Genomic DNA, 14,891 nt, shown 5'->3' on the forward strand with positions numbered 1-14,891 from the left:
TTTCCATCATGGAAACCCTCGGTCTGCTGCTCCTCGGTCTGGTCATCGGCGTCGTCGTCGGATGGGTGGTCCGCGCCCGCATGACGCCGCCGGTCATGGTCGCGGAGACCCCGGGCGAAGCGCCCGAGGTCGTCGCGGCGCGCCATCAGACGGTCCTGGAGCAGGTGCGCCGGCAGGAGATCGAGGCGCGCGCCGAGATCCAGGCCGACCTCGCCTCGGCCCAGGCCACCGTCGACGAGCTGCGGGATGCGCTCGTCGCGGCACGCGAGCAGCACCAGGAGCTGCTCAACCAGCAGCGGACGGCCCAGCAGGAGCGCGAGAAGGGCGAGGCCGGTCAGACCCAGGTGCTCAAGACGCTGACCCCGGTCGTCGAGCATCTCCGCTCGATGCAGCGCAAGGTCGACGACCTGGAGAAGTCCCGCGTCCAGCAGCACGCCGAGCTCGCCACCCAGATCCGCCACACCCAGCAGTCGGTCGAGGAGTCGCGCAAGGCAGCCGACACGTTGGCTTCGGTCCTCAAGAACAACGCGGTCCGTGGCGCGTGGGGCGAGACGCAGCTGCGCACGCTGGTCGAGACCGCCGGCCTGCTCAACCGGATCGACTTCGAGCTGCAGGCGTCCGTCGACGCCGACTCGGGCTCGCGCCGCCCCGACATGGTGATCAACCTGCCGGGTGGCAAGCACATGGCGATCGACGCCAAGGCCCCCTACAACTCCTTCATGGACGCCCATCGAGCCGGCATCGAGCCCGAGGTGCGTGACCGCCTCCTCCTCGACCACGCGAAGAAGGTGCGTGGTCACGTCGACACCCTCGCCCGTAAGGGGTATTGGACGGGGCTCCCTGTGAGCCCGGAGTTCACCGTCGCGTTCATCCCCAACGAGCAGCTGCTCAACGCGGCCCTCGAGGTCGACCCGTCGCTGATGGAGCACGCCTTCCAGCAGGGCATCGTGCTGGCGACGCCGACCAACCTCTGGAGCATGCTCAAGACGGTCGCCTTCACCTGGAAGCAGGAGGCACTGACCGAGGACGCGCAGGTGCTGTTCGAGCTGGGCCAGGTGCTCTACCGACGCATCGTCAAGCTCGCCGAGCACGTCGACAAGCTCGGCCGCTCGATCCAGCGCAGCGTGAAGGACTACAACGCCTTCACTGGTTCGCTCGAGCGCTCGGTGCTCCCGGCGGCCCGCAAGCTCAACGCCGCTGAGCCGCTGGCGGCTCAGATCGCGGCCCCCGCTGCCATCGAGGAAGCGCCGCGAACGATGACCAGCCCCGACCTCGAGGTGATCGCCGACCTCGACCGCGAGGAGCTCACCATCTTCGACGTCGAGCCCCTCGAGGCCGAGATCGTCGACGAGACCCGCGACGCGGGCTGAACAGGCAGGACACGCCTTAGACGCCTGGCATGCCCTTCGGCTTGTCGCCCCCTGATCCGGCGAGGTCGACCGAACGGCGGGTGTTGACCAGGGCGGCAACCGTCGCGGTGCCCAGCGGGCCGCGACGGTCGAAGACCTCCGCCACCCCCACGGCGAGCCCGTCAGCCGCCACGTGGTCGAGCGCCCGAAGCCCCAGCGACGTGCTCTCCGGCAGTCGCGCCAGCGTCAGGCTGATGTCGGTGTTGATGTGCTCGACCCCGGCGGCACCCCAGTTGGTCACCAGGCTCGCCGCATCGGCGACCGAGGCGGCGGCCTGGAAGGGGGTGCAGTTCTCGTCGACGACGATCGGCATCGCCGTCTGCCAGGTCTGATGACGACCGGGGTTCTGGTGCTCGGAGAAGTTGTTGGACCAGGGCTGCTCGCTCGCGAAGAACGGCACGTGGTGCTCCCCGCTCGTCGGCGCGACGTCATCAGGCGGCGGGACCGGGCGGTCCGTCGCGCTCCAGACGCTGCCGTCCGCCTCGGCCGACGGCTTGAGGAAGGTCGCGGTCGCGCGAGCCACGACCCCGTCGCTCTGTTCGACCACGGCATCGAGCAGCATCAGCCGTGGGCCCTCGCGCACCACGACAGCCGAGGTGGTCGTGACCTCCATCCGCGCCGGACGGAACAGGTCGACGTGGTAGCGCGCCGGCACCAGGTCGTCGCGGCCAGCCGCCCCGACCGCCCGCTCCAGCGCTCGCGCAAGCAATCCGCTGACGGCGACGCCGTGGATCTGCTCGGTGCTCCACAGGCTCTGCGCAAGCGGCATCGGTAAGAAGCCGTCGCCCTCGGCCCGCCACCAGCCGAGCACGAACCCCTCGTCACTCACTCCGCGTAGGCGTCCATGGGCGGGCAGGCACAGACCAGGTTGCGGTCACCGTAGGCCTGGTCGATCCGGGCCACCGGCGGCCAGTACTTGTCGACGGTGATCCCCGCCGGGAAGACGGCCTCCTCGCGGGAATAGGGGTGGTCCCACTCCCCCACCAGCGCACGGGCCGTGTGGGGCGCGTGCCGCAGCGGCGCGTCCTCGACCGCGATCTCACCAGCGGCGACACGGTCGATCTCGCCCTTGATCGCGATCATCGCGTCGCAGAAGCGGTCGACCTCGGCGAGGTCCTCCGACTCGGTCGGCTCGACCATCAGCGTGCCCGCGACCGGGAAGGACATCGTCGGCGCGTGGAAGCCGTAGTCGACGAGTCGCTTGGCGACGTCATCGACGGTCACGCCCGTCTCCTTCGTGATCTCGCGCAGGTCCAGGATGCACTCGTGGGCGACCAGACCGGACTCGCCGCGGTAGAGCACCGGGTAGTGCTCACCGAGGCGCGCGGCGACATAGTTGGCCGACAACACCGCGACGGCCGTCGCCTGAGCGAGACCCTCGGCGCCCATCATCCGCACGTAGGCCCACGAGATCGGCAGGATGCCGGTCGAGCCGTAGGGCGCCGCGCTGATCGCGCCGACCCCTTCGCGCTTCGACTCCTCGGGGTGCAGCGGGTGTGACGGAAGATAGGGAGCCAGGTGGGACCGGACCGCGACCGGGCCCACACCCGGACCGCCGCCGCCGTGCGGGATGCAGAAGGTCTTGTGCAGGTTGAGGTGGGAGACGTCTCCGCCGAACTGACCCGGCTTGGCGTAGCCCAGCAGCGCGTTGAAGTTGGCACCGTCGATGTAGACCTGCCCACCGTGCTCGTGGACGATCTCGCACAGCTCGGTGATCGTCTCCTCGTAGACCCCGTGGGTCGAGGGGTAGGTCACCATGATCGCGGCCAGCGTCGCGGCGTGCTGCTCGCACTTGGCACGCAGGTCGTCGAGGTCGACGGTGCCGTCGTCGTTGGCCTTGACCACGACGACCGACATCCCGGCCATCACCGCCGAGGCGGGGTTGGTGCCGTGGGCCGATGACGGGATCAGGCACACGCGGCGGTCGTGGTCACCGTTGGCGTCGTGGAACGCACGGATCGCGAGCATGCCGGCGAACTCGCCCTGTGCGCCTGCGTTGGGCTGGATCGACACCTTGTCGTAGCCGGTCACCTCAGCCAGCCAGCTCTCGAGCTGCGCGACCAGCTCGAGATAACCGGACGCGTCCGCGGCGGGCACGAACGGGTGCAGGTCGGCGAAGCCCGGGAGCGAGACAGGCTCCATCTCGGTCGTGGCGTTGAGCTTCATCGTGCACGAGCCGAGCGGGATCATGCCGCGGTCCAGCGCGTAGTCCCGGTTGGAGAGCCGGTGCAGGTAGCGCAACATCGACGTCTCGTTGTGGTGGGTGTTGAACACCGGGTGGGTCAGGTAGTCCGACGCGCGACGCAGCGCGCCCGGCAGTGCATCGGACGTGGTGCGATCGACGTCGTCGAGGTCGACCGGCTCGAGCCCGAACGCCTTCAGGACGGTCGAGACAGTGGCACGCGTGGTGCACTCCGAGGTCGACAGGGCGACGGTGTCGGCGTCGACCAGACGCAGGTGCACACCCAGGCTCCGCGTGCTGGCGACCAGGTCGGCGGCCCTCCCCGGCACCGGCACGGTCAGGGTGTCGAAGAACTGTTCGTTGGTCGGGGCGAAGCCGCCCTCGGACAGCGCGTGGGCGAGCACCGCGGCGTAGCGGTGGGTGCGCGTCGCGATCTGCCGGAGGCCCTCGGGGCCGTGGTAGACGGCGTACATCGATGCGGTGACGGCCAGCAGCACCTGGGCGGTACAGATGTTGGAGGTGGCCTTGTCGCGACGGATGTGCTGCTCACGGGTCTGCAGGGCCAAGCGGTAGGCCGGACGACCCTCAGCGTCGATCGAGACGCCGACGAGGCGTCCCGGGATCTGACGCTCGAGCCCGGCGGCCACGCTCATGAAGCCGGCGTGCGGGCCGCCGTAGAACAGCGGGACACCGAAACGCTGGCTGGATCCCACCACAACGTCGGCACCGAGCGCACCGGGCGCCTCGAGGACGGTGAGGGCGAGCAGGTCGGCCGCGACGACGGCGAGCCCGCCCCGCTCGTGAACGGCCTCGATCAGGGGGCGCGGGTCGAGGATCCGTCCGGACGCACCCGGATACTGGATGAGGACACCGGCCAGGTCACCCTCGGGCAGCCCAGCGGAGAGATCGGCGACGGTGACCTCCATGCCGATCGCCTCGGCCCGGGTGCGGACCACGTCGATCGTCTGCGGGAGGGCGTCGGCGTCGAGCACGAACGGGCCGCTGATCGAACGGCGCGCACGGTGGACCAGCGCCAGCGCCTCCGCGGCAGCCGTGCCCTCGTCGAGGAGCGAGGAGCCAGCGGTCGGCAGACCGGTCAGGTCGCTGATCATCGTCTGGAAGTTGAGCAGCGCCTCGAGGCGGCCCTGCGAGATCTCCGGCTGGTACGGCGTGTAGGCGGTGTACCAACTCGGGTCCTCGAGCACGTTGCGGCGCACGACCGGCGGCGTGATCGTCGCGTGGTAGCCCAGACCGAGCATCGTCTCCAGCGGGCTGTTGGCCCCGGCGAGTGCGCGTAGCTCGCTCGCGACGGCGGCCTCGCTGAGCGCAGCCGGAAGGTCGAGCGGGGCCACTGTCCGGATCGCCTTCGGCACAGCAGCCGACATCAAGCCCTCGAGCGAGTCATAGCCGAGGCGTTCGAGCATCGTCGCGATGCCGGCGTCGTCGGGGCCGAGGTGGCGGCTGACGAAGGGCAGCGCGCCGTCGAGCTCGGGCAGGGAGGGGACGTCAGTCAAGGAAGGCACCTTAGGGATCGGTCGATCTCGGGTCCCTCCCCCTCTGTCACCCTGCCCTGTTACTTGCCCAGCGCACGGCTCCACAGTTGCCCGTCCACACGGTCCTGGTGCCTGAGAGGTTCCGGGGAGGATTTGCCCCTTCGGCGCTGGGTCGAGCCCAGACTCTCCCGTGTGGGATCAGCGGCTGAAGAATAACAGCCGCTCAGCCAGGCGCGGTCAGTCAGACCGCGCTGCGTGCAGCGCGTCGCGCTGCCAGCTCGTCGCCGGCGGTCGGCTCGGTCGACTCCTGCGCCGCGTGCTCGCTGGGGAGCTCGGCGAGCGTGCCCTCGATCTCGCGCCACACCCCACCGATGGCGATGCCGAAGACACCCTGCCCACCCTGAAGCAGGTCGATGACCTCGTCGTTGCTGGTGCAGTAGTAGACCGAGGCGCCGTCGCTCATCAGCGTGACCTGGGTCAGGTCATCGGTGCCGCGCTCGCGCAGGTGGGTGACGGCCGTGCGGATCTGCTGGAGCGAGATCCCGGCGTCGAGGAGCCGCTTGATGACCTTGAGGATCAAGATGTCGCGGAAGCTGTAGAGGCGCTGCGAGCCACTGCCCGACGCACCCCGGACACTCGGCTCGATCAGACCCGTGCGGGCCCAGTAGTCGAGCTGGCGGTAGGTGATGCCGGCCGCGTTGCACGCAGTCGGACCGCGGTAGCCGAGGTCGCTGGGGAGCGGAGACACGTCGTCGTTGAAGAGCAGACCCTGCTCCTCGGCGACGCCGGCGGCGACGTCAGCAGCCTGGCTGCCTGCGTCGGGCTGGTGCTCGTTCACTCGGTCCTCCGGTTGTGGTCCGGTCGGCGGGGGAAAGCTGCCGACTCCTCAAGGTACGGCGCTCCGCAAGGCATGGTCAAAGACCTCGCCCCGGCGTGTCGCAACTCTCACCCTCTAGTTGAGGGTTAGTTGAGGGCAAAAGGGTCTCAAAGAGCTTCGAAGTCCTCGGGAGACACGTGGTCGAGGAACTCACGGAAACGCTCGACCTCGTCCTCCTGCTCGGCCGGGACGGCCAGTCCGGCCTCGTCCAGCACCTCGTCGGCGCAGTAGATCGCGGTGCCGGTGCGGAGCGCGAGCGCGATGGAGTCCGACGGGCGTGCACTGACCTCGGCGCCCGAGCCGAAGACCAGCGTCGCGTAGAAGACGCCGTCCTTGACGTCGGTGATCCGCACCTGCGTGAGCTCGTTGCCCGTCGCCGCGAGGATGTCCTTCATCAGGTCGTGCGTCAGCGGCCGAGGTGGGACGACGCCCTGCTGCGCGAACGCGATCGCGGTCGCCTCGACCGCGCCGATCCAGATCGGCAGGTAGCGCTCTCCCGAGACCTCACGCAGCAGCACGATCGGCTGGTTCGAGGGCATCTCGACCCGCACACCCATCACGTCGACCTCGCGCATGGCTCCAACCCTACCCCCGGGCAGGCAGCGGCGGACCGGGTGCGTCAGAGGCGGCGAAGGCCCGCCTTCACCAAGGTGGCGTGCAGGCGGATCGACAGGGCGGCGATCTCGCTGATCGCCTCCTCGGCACGCGCCGACGCCGTCGCGTCGCGGCTCTTGCGCACCGGAGCCACGACCTGCTCGACGAGCCCGACCTCACGGTCAGCCGCCGTCTTGAACGCCCGCAGGTGGCGCGGCTCGAGCCCGAACTCGGCGAGCTCGCGTGCCGCCTGCGCGATCACGAGGGCGTCGGTGTCGTAGTGACCGGTCGGTCCGGCCGAGATGAGGCCGAAGTCCTCCAGCTGACCGAGAAGGTCGTCGCCGATCTCCGCGATCTTGACCAGCTCCTTGCGCGAGAGACGGAAGTTGTCGGTGCGCCGGAACGACTCGGCGGCGGGAAGCCCGTCAGACGCCAGAGCGACCTTCGGCACGGTCGGAACGACCTCGTCGATCTGCGGCGGCGCGAGACCCCGGTCGATCGCGTCGAGGTGATCGCGGATGACGTCGAGCGGCAGGTAGTGGTCGCGCTTCATCTTCAAGACGTAGCGGAGCCGGTCGACGTCACGGTCGGAGAACTTGCGGTAGCCGGCGGGGGTGCGCTCGGGCTTGATGAGGCCCTTCTCTTCCCAGAACCGGATCTTGGGGATCGTGATGTCCGGGAAGTCCGGGCGCAGCAGGTCGAGGACCTGGCCGATGTTGAGGAGCGGATCGGGACGTTCCGCGGACGAGATCCCCACGGGCGTCAGACGTCCTCGTGCCCTGCGAAGAACACCAACCGGTATTTGCCGATCTGGACCTCGTCGCTGTCCTTCAACGACACCGTCTCGATCCGGTCGCGGTTGACGTAGGTGCCGTTGAGACTGCCGACGTCACTCACCGTGTAGCCGTCGCCGGCACGGTTGAACACCGCGTGCCGGCGCGAGACGGTCACGTCGTCCAGGAAGATCTCGCTCTCCGGGTGGCGTCCGGCGTTGACCACGTCCTGGTCGAGCAGGAACCGACTGCCGGCACCGGGCCCCTTCTGCACGACGAGCAACGCCGAACCGATGGGGAGGGCGTCGACAGCCGCGGCGTCGATCGCGCTCAGCTGACGGTCGGACGTCTCCACCTTGTCGGCGCCGGAGAAGCTGATCGTCGCGGTGGCGTCACCGGGTTCGATCGTGGGCTCGGGTGCGACAAGACGGGTCCCGCACTGGGAGCAGAACCGGGCGTCGTCCGGGTTCTGCCGACCGCAAGCGGTGCAGAAGGGCATCAGTACTCCTCGAGGCTTCCCTCAGGCTGAGGATGAGGTCGATGGTTCGAAACCTACACCCCGGTCGGTACCCCTCGTCAGCGTGGCGCGAGGGGTGTCGCGACTATCCGCCGATCTGGGCCTCGTAGCCGGCGGCGTCGAGCAGGCTGTCGAGCTCACCGGCGTCGGCCGGAACGATCTCGAACAACCAGCCGTCGCCGTAGGGGTCGCTGTTGACGAGCTCGGGGGTGGCGTCGAGGGCCTCGTTGCGCGCCACGACCTCGCCGCTGACCGGCGCGTAGACGTCGCTGACGGACTTCGTCGACTCGAGCTCACCGCACGCGCTGCCGGCCGTGAGGCTCGCGCCCACGTCGGGGAGCGAGACGTAGACGATGTCGCCGAGCGCGTCCTGGGCGTAGTCGGTGATGCCCACCCGCACCGAGCCCGGCTGCTCGCCGGGAGTGCGCAGCCACTCGTGCTCAACGGTGTACTTGAGGTCGCCTGGGGTGGTCATGGGCGGAAGGGTACTCAACCCTCGCGCTAGCCGGCATCGGGGTCGGCGAAGTCCGGCTGGGCAGCTTCGCTGACAGACTCGATGTCGATCGAGCCGAGCTGGTCGACGTCGATCGTCGCGCCGTCCTCCTCGAGCTGCTTGCGCGGTCCGAGCAGGAACTCCAGGGACGACGCGAGCAACGACGGGTCGCCGATCACGTCGAGGACGTAGGGCGCCTCCACCAGCTCGCCGTCGACGAGGAACCCACCGGAGGTCTCCTCGAAGGAGGTCTGGGCGACGATCCGGATCGTGCCGTTGAGCTGCATCGCCTCTGCCTGCGCGGTCCGCAGCTCTTCGATCGTGTCGAGGAGCGAGGACAGCGTCACCCGACCGGTCTCCTCCTGGATCGTGATGCGGATGCCCGGCCCGGTGACGGGCACCAGCCCGGCGAGGATGTTGAGCTCGTCGACGTCCTCCTGAGCCTGTTCCAGCGCGGCCCGCCGCTTGCTGGTGTCGTCCTGGAGCTGGTCGCGCACGTCCTCGAGCTCGGAGATCTCCTCCTCGGCTCGCTGCCGGGTGCCCGCCAGAGCAGACAAGATGTCGATGAGCTCCTGCTCGCGCTGACCGGAGTAGGTGTCGTCGGTCGAGTTGGCCCGGACCTGGGTGACAGCGGCGAACCCGACGACCGCGAGGAGCAGCCCGACCACGATCTGGCTTCGCGATGGCTTGAGCAGCCCGGCGACCAGGCGCTGACGCGGGCCGTCGTCACCGGCCGGAGACGTGACGTCCGGGTCAGGTACGTCCGGGTCGGGCGCGGCGGTGTCAGGCATGGAAGACGTGTCTCCGGATCGCTGCCACGTTGGTGAAGATCCGGATGCCGAGCACGACGATGACACCCGTCGACAGCTGACCGCCGACCCCCAGCCGGTCGCCGAGGTAGACGATGCCCGAAGCGATCAGGACGTTGCTGATGAAGGAGACGACGAAGACCTTGTCGTCGAAGATGCCGTCGAGGTAGGCGCGCAGCGCGCCGAAGACGGCGTCGAGGGCCGCCACGACAGCGATCGGCAGGTAGGGCTCGAGACCGAGCGGGACGTCCGGCTGGAACACGATGCCCAGCACGACGCCGACGAGCAGGCCGAGGACTGCGATCACCTGCTACCCGTCTCCTTCCGGTGCTCGTCCACCCTGCGACGCCTGTTCGGCTGACCGTAGCTGGCGCAGTCGCGCCGGTGCAGCCGGAAGTCGCAGCTCCGCCACATTGTCCACGTCGTAGGACCAGCCGTAGTCACCGGCCAGCACTCCGAAGGACGCGCCGCTGCCGGACTCGACCACGCGCGACGAGAGCGTGTTGACGTTGCCGATCGCCTGGACGACGTAGGGCGGCGCGATCCCGATGCTGTTGACCTCGATCGCGGTGCCCGAGTTGCGGATCGCGGTGCGCGAGGAGATCCGCTGCCCGTTGATCGCGATGGCCTCGGCGCCCGCGGTCCAGAGCGCGTTGACCAGCATGGCCAGGTCGGAGTCGCGGATGTGCTCGGTGTCGGGGTCGGCGTAGGGCGCGTTGTCGAGCTGGATCCGGATGCCCTCCCCCACCACGGGAGTGAAGCCGGTGACGGCGCCGAGATCGGTCGCGTCGCCCTCGACGTCGTTGACCTGGCCGTTCAGCTCGATCAGGTCGGCCTCGGCCTTCGTGTTGTCGTCACGCAGGTCGGAGATGGCGCGCTGTTGGCTGCGTACGGCGGCGCGACGGGCATCGATCCGGTCGATCAGCGTCGCGCGGCTGGCGTCGGTGACGTCGGCGTTGCGCGACGTCTGAACGGCAGCGAGGGTGACCAGGAAGCCGAAGACAGCCACGATCGTGATGACTCCCAACCCTCCCGACAGCCAACCGCCGCGCCGGCTCGGCGACCCGCCCTGCTGGACACGGCGCAACGCGACCATCTGGTAGTCGCGCTCCAGGGCCTCGGCCGAGATCAGGGTCAGCAGCGGCGTGCGGGTGCGGGCGGTGACCGCGTCGGTCTGGCCGGGGACCTCGGGCGCGGCGGTCATCAATGACCTGCCGAGCGGGCCGAGCGACGCTCGGTCGTGGCGAGCAGCTTGCGCACCTGCCACGCGTAGAGCACGCCGGCCCACCAGTAGAGGCCGATCCCCCACAGGGCCAGCGCCCACCCGAACGGCTGCGCCAGGGTGGCGATGTCGCCCTCGCCGTCACCGAGCAGCAGCAGCGGGAAGGCGTAGAGCAGGTTGAAAGTGGCGGCCTTGCCGACGAAGTGCACCGGAAGGGCGCTGTAGCCGCGGGTGCGCAGCATCGGGACCAGCCCCCAGAGGAGGAGGTCGCGCAACGGCAGCGACACGGCGAGCCACCACGGGATGACGTCGCGCAGTCCGAGGCCGACGACGACGGCCAGGATGTAGAGCCGGTCGGCGACGGGGTCCAGGACCTGTCCCAGCGCGGACTGCTGGTTGAGCTTCCGGGCGAGCCAGCCGTCGAGGAAGTCGGTCACCCCGGACACCATCAGGAGGACCAGCGCCCAGGCGTCCTCCTCGGGCCCGAGCACCAACCACAGGAAGAGCGGCACCCCTGCGAGCCGGAGGAAGCTCAGCACATTGGGGATCGTGAAAATGGCAGCCGACTGACCTTCGTCGCGCATCGTCGGAGCCACGGAGGACACCCTAGTTACTCAGGGGCCGAGTTCGTCGGAGTGGGCCGCGTCGCGGATCTCTCCGACCAGCTCCTCGATGACGTCCTCGAGCGCTGCGACACCGAGCGTCGCCCCGTCTTCCGTCACGACCCGCGCCATGTGGGCACCGCGACGTTGCAGGTTCTCGAGCACGTCGTGGAGCAGGGCGTCCTCCCCCACCGTCGCGAAGGGGCGGACCCAGCGGTCGGCGACGGGCCGGTGCCGGCGCGCCTCATCCGGCTCGAGCACGTCCTTGATGTGGAGGTAACCGATCAGCTCGACGCTCCCGTCCTCGAGCTCGTCGATGACGGGGAACCGGCTGTAGCCGGTGGCCGCGCAGACGGCTTCGACGTCGGCGCCGGTCGACCCGCGCCGCACGGTCGTGAGCGACTCGGGCGGCATCATCACGCCGGTGACGGTCTTCTCGGTGAAGCCGAGCGCACCCGCGAGCCGGTCGTACTCGTCCTTGGCCAACAGGCCCTCACCGCGGGACTCCTCCACGAGGGCAGCCACCTCCTCGCGGGTGAAGGTCGAGCTCAGCTCGTCTTTCGGCTCGACCCGCAGCAGGCGCAAGATGGCCTTCGCCATCGCGTCGAGGAGGGTGATCACGGGCCGCAGGACCGTGACCAGGCCGAGCATCGGGGGCGCCAGCAGGAGCGCTGCCCGGTCCGGGCCGGCGAGGGTGATGTTCTTGGGGACCATCTCCCCGAGCACGACGTGCAGGAAGGCGACGAACCCGAGCGCGACCGCGAACCCCACGGGGTGGAGCAGGTTCTCGGGCACGTGAAGCGCCTCGAACCCAGGCTCGATGAGGTGCGAGATCGCCGGTTCGGCGATCGCACCGAGGAGCAGGGAACACACCGTCACGCCGAGCTGGATGCCGGCGATCATGTGCGGCATCTGCCCGAGCGCCCGCAGCGTCGTCCGTGCGAGCCGCGACCCGGCCTGCGCGCGCGGCTCGATCTGGCTGCGCCGCGCCGAGACCAGGGCAAACTCGGTCGCGACGAAGAAGGCGTTGCCAGCCAGAAGCACGACCGTGACGAAGAGGGCGGTGAGGCTATTCATCGACGCTCCCCTCCTCGACGCGCAGGGCCAGCCGGTCGATGCGCAACCCGTCCATGTGCTCGACGGTCAGCACGACGTGGCGCCGCGGAGGGTCCTCGCTGCCTGACTCCGAGCGCTGCTCCGGCAGGGGTACGACGACGTGGTCGCCCGTCGACGGGATCCGACCCAGGATCTTGAGGAACAGACCGGCGATCGTGTCGTAGTCCTCCCCCTCGGGCAGCTCGAGCTCGGTGAGGTCCTCGACCTCGTCGGGCCGGAGCAGTCCGGAGAGCGACCAAGTGCCGTCGCGGCGCAACCGGCCACGGCTGCCCAGCCGGTCGTGCTCGTCGGCGATGTCACCGACGATCTCCTCGACGACGTCCTCGAGCGTGACGATGCCGGCGTGGCCGCCGTACTCGTCGAGCACCACCGCCATCTGGAAGCCGTCCTTGCGGAGCAGGGCCATCAGCGGGTCGAGCCGGAGGCTGTCAGGGACGATGATCGGTTTGGCCATCAGGTGCTTGACCTTGGTGGTCGCGCGTTCCGAGACGGGGAGCGCGACCGCGTTCTTCACATGCACCGTGCCGACGACGGCGTCGGTCTCGTCGAGCACCGGGAATCGCGAGTGCCCGGTCTCACGAGCGAGGTCGATGATCGCGCTGGCACGGTCGTTGTCGTCGAGCGACCGGGTGCGCACGCGCGGCGTCATGATCTCGCCGGCGGTCCGCGTGCCGAACTCCACCGACTTCTCCATCAGCTCGGCCGTCTCGGCGTCGAGCGTGCCGACGTCGGCGCTGCGCTGGATCAGCGACGCCAGCTCGGTCGAGCTGCGCGCAGAACGCAGCTCCTCCTGCGGCTCGATCCCGAACCATCGCACGATCGCGTTGGCCGCGCCGTTGAGGAACCGGATGGGCAGCCTGATCGCGCCAGTAAAGGCGCGCATCGGACCTTGGGTGGCTCGAGCGGTCGCCATCGGCAGCGCGAGCGCGACGTTCTTGGGCACCAGCTCACCGATGAGCATGGTGAGGATCGTGCTGAGCACCAGACCGGCGGTCAGCGCGACCGGGCCGACGGCGTCGTGGGAGATACCGGCCGCTTCCAACGGCGACCGGAGCAGCTCGGACATCGCCGGCTCGGCGAGGAAACCGATGCCGAGGTTGGTCGCGGTGATGCCCACCTGCGCGCCGGACAGCTGCGTCGACAACGTGCGGAGTGCCCGTTGGACACCGACCGCGGTCGGGTCACCCTCCGCCGCTGCTTTGTCGACCTGGCTGCGGTCGACCGTCACCAGTGCGAACTCAGCCGCGACGAACGTCCCGCAGAGCAGCACCAGGAGCAGGGCGACCGCGAGGAGCAGCAAGGCTGTCGTCATCGATGTTGACCGTCAGTCATGATCGCTGAAGCGTAGCGACCCCGGTCATCCCGCCGATGGGGGCACGGAGAGCAGCGGTGGCTCCGTGGCAGCGCGGACCTGTTCGACGGTGACGTCGGGGGCGAGCTCGACCAGGTGCAGCCCGTCGTCCTCGATGTCGATCACGCCGAGCTCGGTGATGATCCGCTGGACCACCCGCAGACCGGTGTAGGGCAACGAGCACTCGTTGACGATCTTGAAGGCACCGTCACGCGCGGTGTGCTCCATCAGCACGATCACCCGCTTCGCGCCGTGGACCAGGTCCATCGCGCCGCCCATCCCCTTGACCATCTTCCCCGGGATCATCCAGTTGGCGATGTCACCCTTCACCGACACCTGCATCGCGCCCAGGATCGCCGCATCGATCTTCCCGCCGCGGATCATCCCGAACGACGTGGCCGAGTCGAAGAACGAGGCCCCGCGGTTGATCGTGACCGTCTCCTTGCCGGCGTTGATCAGGTCGGGGTGCACGTTGTCCTCGGTCGGGTAGGGACCGACGCCGAGGATGCCGTTCTCCGACTGGAGGATCAGCTCGACCCCGTCGGGGACGTAGTTGGGCACGAGGGTCGGCAGGCCGATCCCGAGGTTGACGTAGGAACCGTCGGTCAGCTCAGAAGCGGCCCGGGCCGCCATCTGCTCGCGAGTCCAGCTCACGGGGTTACCGTCCTCTTCTCGATGCGCTTGTCCGCGGCCTGCTCGGGCGTCAGGGCGACGACGCGTTGCACGAACACGCCCGGGGTGTGGATGTTGTTGGGATCGAGCTCGCCGGGTTCGACCAGCTCCTCGACCTCGGCGATCGTGATGCGTCCGCACATCGCGGCCAGCGGATTGAAGTTGCGGGCCGAGTCGCGGTAGATCAGGTTGCCGTGCCGGTCGCCCTTCCAGGCGCGCACGAGACCGAAGTCAGCGACGATCGCCTCCTCGAGCACGTAGTCCCGACCGCCGAAGGTCCGCACCTCCTTCGGGGGCGAGGCCACCACGACGGCGCCGGACGCGTCGTAGCGCCACGGCAGGCCGCCGTCGGCCACCTGGGTGCCGACACCGGTCGCGGTGAAGAAGGCCGGGATGCCGGATCCACCCGCCCGCATCCGCTCGGCCAAGGTCCCCTGCGGGGTCAGCTCGACCTCGAGCTCGCCGGAGAGGTACTGGCGAGCGAACTCCTTGTTCTCCCCCACGTAGGACGACACCATCCGCCGCAGGCGGCGGGCGAACAGCAGCCGGCCCAGGCCCCACTCGTCGACACCGCAGTTGTTGGAGACCGCCTCGAGGTCGGTCGCGCCCTGGGCGAGCAGGGCGTCGATCAGGACCGACGGGATGCCGCACAGACCGAATCCGCCGACCGACACGGTCGCTCCGTCGGGAATGTCCGCGATCGCCTCTGCGGCGCTCGCCACCACCTTGTCCATCTGTTCTCAAGCCCTCCTGCGATGCGTTGTTGCGCAGCCCGTCCGCT

General features: G+C 69.3%; 16 protein-coding genes and 1 riboswitch. Of the genes, 1 reads left to right on the plus strand and 15 read right to left on the minus strand.

Features of this window, described 5'->3' with window-relative positions; genetic code table 11:
- Positions 1-8 precede the first annotated feature (8 nt).
- Positions 9-1,370 (plus strand): DNA recombination protein RmuC, encoded by a 1,362-nt coding sequence (locus F0U44_RS20070; protein ID WP_223163765.1) that lies wholly within the window; start codon positions 9-11, stop codon positions 1,368-1,370.
- Between the two features lie 16 nt (positions 1,371-1,386).
- Here F0U44_RS20070 and F0U44_RS20075 read toward each other — a convergent pair whose 3' ends face one another.
- The 15 genes from F0U44_RS20075 to F0U44_RS20145 all read right to left on the minus strand — a co-directional run bounded on the left by F0U44_RS20075 (position 1,387) and on the right by F0U44_RS20145 (position 14,844).
- Positions 1,387-2,238: an acyl-CoA thioesterase domain-containing protein gene (locus F0U44_RS20075; protein ID WP_246160689.1), complete on the minus strand. Its 852-nt coding sequence runs from the start codon at positions 2,236-2,238 to the stop codon at positions 1,387-1,389.
- Entirely contained in the window at positions 2,235-5,105 is a 2,871-nt protein-coding gene (gene gcvP / locus F0U44_RS20080; RefSeq protein WP_149730158.1) for an aminomethyl-transferring glycine dehydrogenase, read from the minus strand. The genes F0U44_RS20075 and gcvP overlap by 4 nt, the downstream gene beginning before the upstream one ends.
- 89 nt (positions 5,106-5,194) lie before the next feature.
- Positions 5,195-5,285, minus strand: a riboswitch (glycine riboswitch).
- A 40-nt stretch (positions 5,286-5,325) separates the two neighbouring features.
- A complete protein-coding gene (locus F0U44_RS20085) occupies positions 5,326-5,922 on the minus strand; it encodes a MerR family transcriptional regulator (RefSeq protein WP_149730159.1) in 597 nt (198 codons plus the stop codon).
- Between the two features lie 146 nt (positions 5,923-6,068).
- On the minus strand, positions 6,069-6,536 hold the full coding sequence (locus F0U44_RS20090) for a bifunctional nuclease family protein (protein ID WP_149730160.1): 468 nt from the start codon (positions 6,534-6,536) through the stop codon (positions 6,069-6,071).
- A gap of 44 nt (positions 6,537-6,580) precedes the next feature.
- A complete protein-coding gene (gene ftsR / locus F0U44_RS20095; RefSeq protein ID WP_223163766.1) occupies positions 6,581-7,312 on the minus strand; it encodes a transcriptional regulator FtsR in 732 nt (243 codons plus the stop codon).
- A 5-nt stretch (positions 7,313-7,317) separates the two neighbouring features.
- Positions 7,318-7,827: a zinc-ribbon and FHA domain-containing protein gene (locus tag F0U44_RS20100; RefSeq protein WP_149730161.1), complete on the minus strand. Its 510-nt coding sequence runs from the start codon at positions 7,825-7,827 to the stop codon at positions 7,318-7,320.
- 103 nt (positions 7,828-7,930) lie between these two features.
- On the minus strand, positions 7,931-8,320 hold the full coding sequence (gene gcvH / locus F0U44_RS20105; protein ID WP_149730162.1) for a glycine cleavage system protein GcvH: 390 nt from the start codon (positions 8,318-8,320) through the stop codon (positions 7,931-7,933).
- Between the two features lie 26 nt (positions 8,321-8,346).
- The gene (locus F0U44_RS20110; RefSeq protein ID WP_149730163.1) at positions 8,347-9,129 is read right to left on the minus strand and encodes a DUF881 domain-containing protein; all 783 of its coding nucleotides are present in this window, start codon (positions 9,127-9,129) and stop codon (positions 8,347-8,349) included.
- Positions 9,122-9,454, minus strand: coding sequence for a small basic family protein (locus tag F0U44_RS20115; protein WP_149730164.1), 333 nt, complete (start codon positions 9,452-9,454; stop codon positions 9,122-9,124). Before F0U44_RS20115 ends, F0U44_RS20110 begins: the two co-directional genes overlap by 8 nt.
- A gap of 3 nt (positions 9,455-9,457) precedes the next feature.
- Positions 9,458-10,351, minus strand: a complete 894-nt coding sequence (locus F0U44_RS20120) for a DUF881 domain-containing protein (protein WP_149730165.1) — start codon at positions 10,349-10,351, stop codon at positions 9,458-9,460.
- Entirely contained in the window at positions 10,351-10,953 is a 603-nt protein-coding gene (gene clsA / locus F0U44_RS20125) for a cardiolipin synthase ClsA (protein WP_149730251.1), read from the minus strand. The genes F0U44_RS20120 and clsA overlap by 1 nt, the downstream gene beginning before the upstream one ends.
- A gap of 30 nt (positions 10,954-10,983) precedes the next feature.
- Positions 10,984-12,048 (minus strand): hemolysin family protein, encoded by a 1,065-nt coding sequence (locus F0U44_RS20130; protein WP_149730166.1) that lies wholly within the window; start codon positions 12,046-12,048, stop codon positions 10,984-10,986.
- On the minus strand, positions 12,041-13,399 hold the full coding sequence (locus F0U44_RS20135; protein WP_149730167.1) for a hemolysin family protein: 1,359 nt from the start codon (positions 13,397-13,399) through the stop codon (positions 12,041-12,043). The genes F0U44_RS20130 and F0U44_RS20135 overlap by 8 nt, the downstream gene beginning before the upstream one ends.
- 45 nt (positions 13,400-13,444) lie before the next feature.
- Positions 13,445-14,092: a CoA transferase subunit B gene (locus F0U44_RS20140; protein ID WP_149730168.1), complete on the minus strand. Its 648-nt coding sequence runs from the start codon at positions 14,090-14,092 to the stop codon at positions 13,445-13,447.
- A complete protein-coding gene (locus tag F0U44_RS20145; protein ID WP_149730169.1) occupies positions 14,089-14,844 on the minus strand; it encodes a CoA transferase subunit A in 756 nt (251 codons plus the stop codon). Before F0U44_RS20145 ends, F0U44_RS20140 begins: the two co-directional genes overlap by 4 nt.
- Between the last annotated feature and the right edge of the window lie 47 nt (positions 14,845-14,891).

The sequence above is a fragment of the Nocardioides humilatus genome (assembly GCF_008373755.1).
Lineage (GTDB): Bacteria > Actinomycetota > Actinomycetes > Propionibacteriales > Nocardioidaceae > Nocardioides > Nocardioides humilatus.

Bases quoted from the DNA above. Each gene is read 5' to 3' on its own strand.
- F0U44_RS20100 (WP_149730161.1), bottom strand. From the start codon at position 7,827: ATGCCCTTCTGCACCGCTTGCGGTCGGCAGAACCCGGACGACGCCCGG.
- F0U44_RS20120 (WP_149730165.1), bottom strand. From the start codon at position 10,351: ATGACCGCCGCGCCCGAGGTCCCCGGCCAGACCGACGCGGTCACCGCC.
- clsA (WP_149730251.1), bottom strand. From the start codon at position 10,953: ATGCGCGACGAAGGTCAGTCGGCTGCCATTTTCACGATCCCCAATGTG.
- F0U44_RS20135 (WP_149730167.1), bottom strand. From the start codon at position 13,399: ATGACGACAGCCTTGCTGCTCCTCGCGGTCGCCCTGCTCCTGGTGCTG.
- F0U44_RS20145 (WP_149730169.1), bottom strand. From the start codon at position 14,844: ATGGACAAGGTGGTGGCGAGCGCCGCAGAGGCGATCGCGGACATTCCC.
- F0U44_RS20110 (WP_149730163.1), bottom strand. From the start codon at position 9,129: ATGCCTGACACCGCCGCGCCCGACCCGGACGTACCTGACCCGGACGTC.
- F0U44_RS20090 (WP_149730160.1), bottom strand. From the start codon at position 6,536: ATGCGCGAGGTCGACGTGATGGGTGTGCGGGTCGAGATGCCCTCGAAC.
- F0U44_RS20070 (WP_223163765.1), top strand. From the start codon at position 9: ATGGAAACCCTCGGTCTGCTGCTCCTCGGTCTGGTCATCGGCGTCGTC.
- F0U44_RS20130 (WP_149730166.1), bottom strand. From the start codon at position 12,048: ATGAATAGCCTCACCGCCCTCTTCGTCACGGTCGTGCTTCTGGCTGGC.
- gcvH (WP_149730162.1), bottom strand. From the start codon at position 8,320: ATGACCACCCCAGGCGACCTCAAGTACACCGTTGAGCACGAGTGGCTG.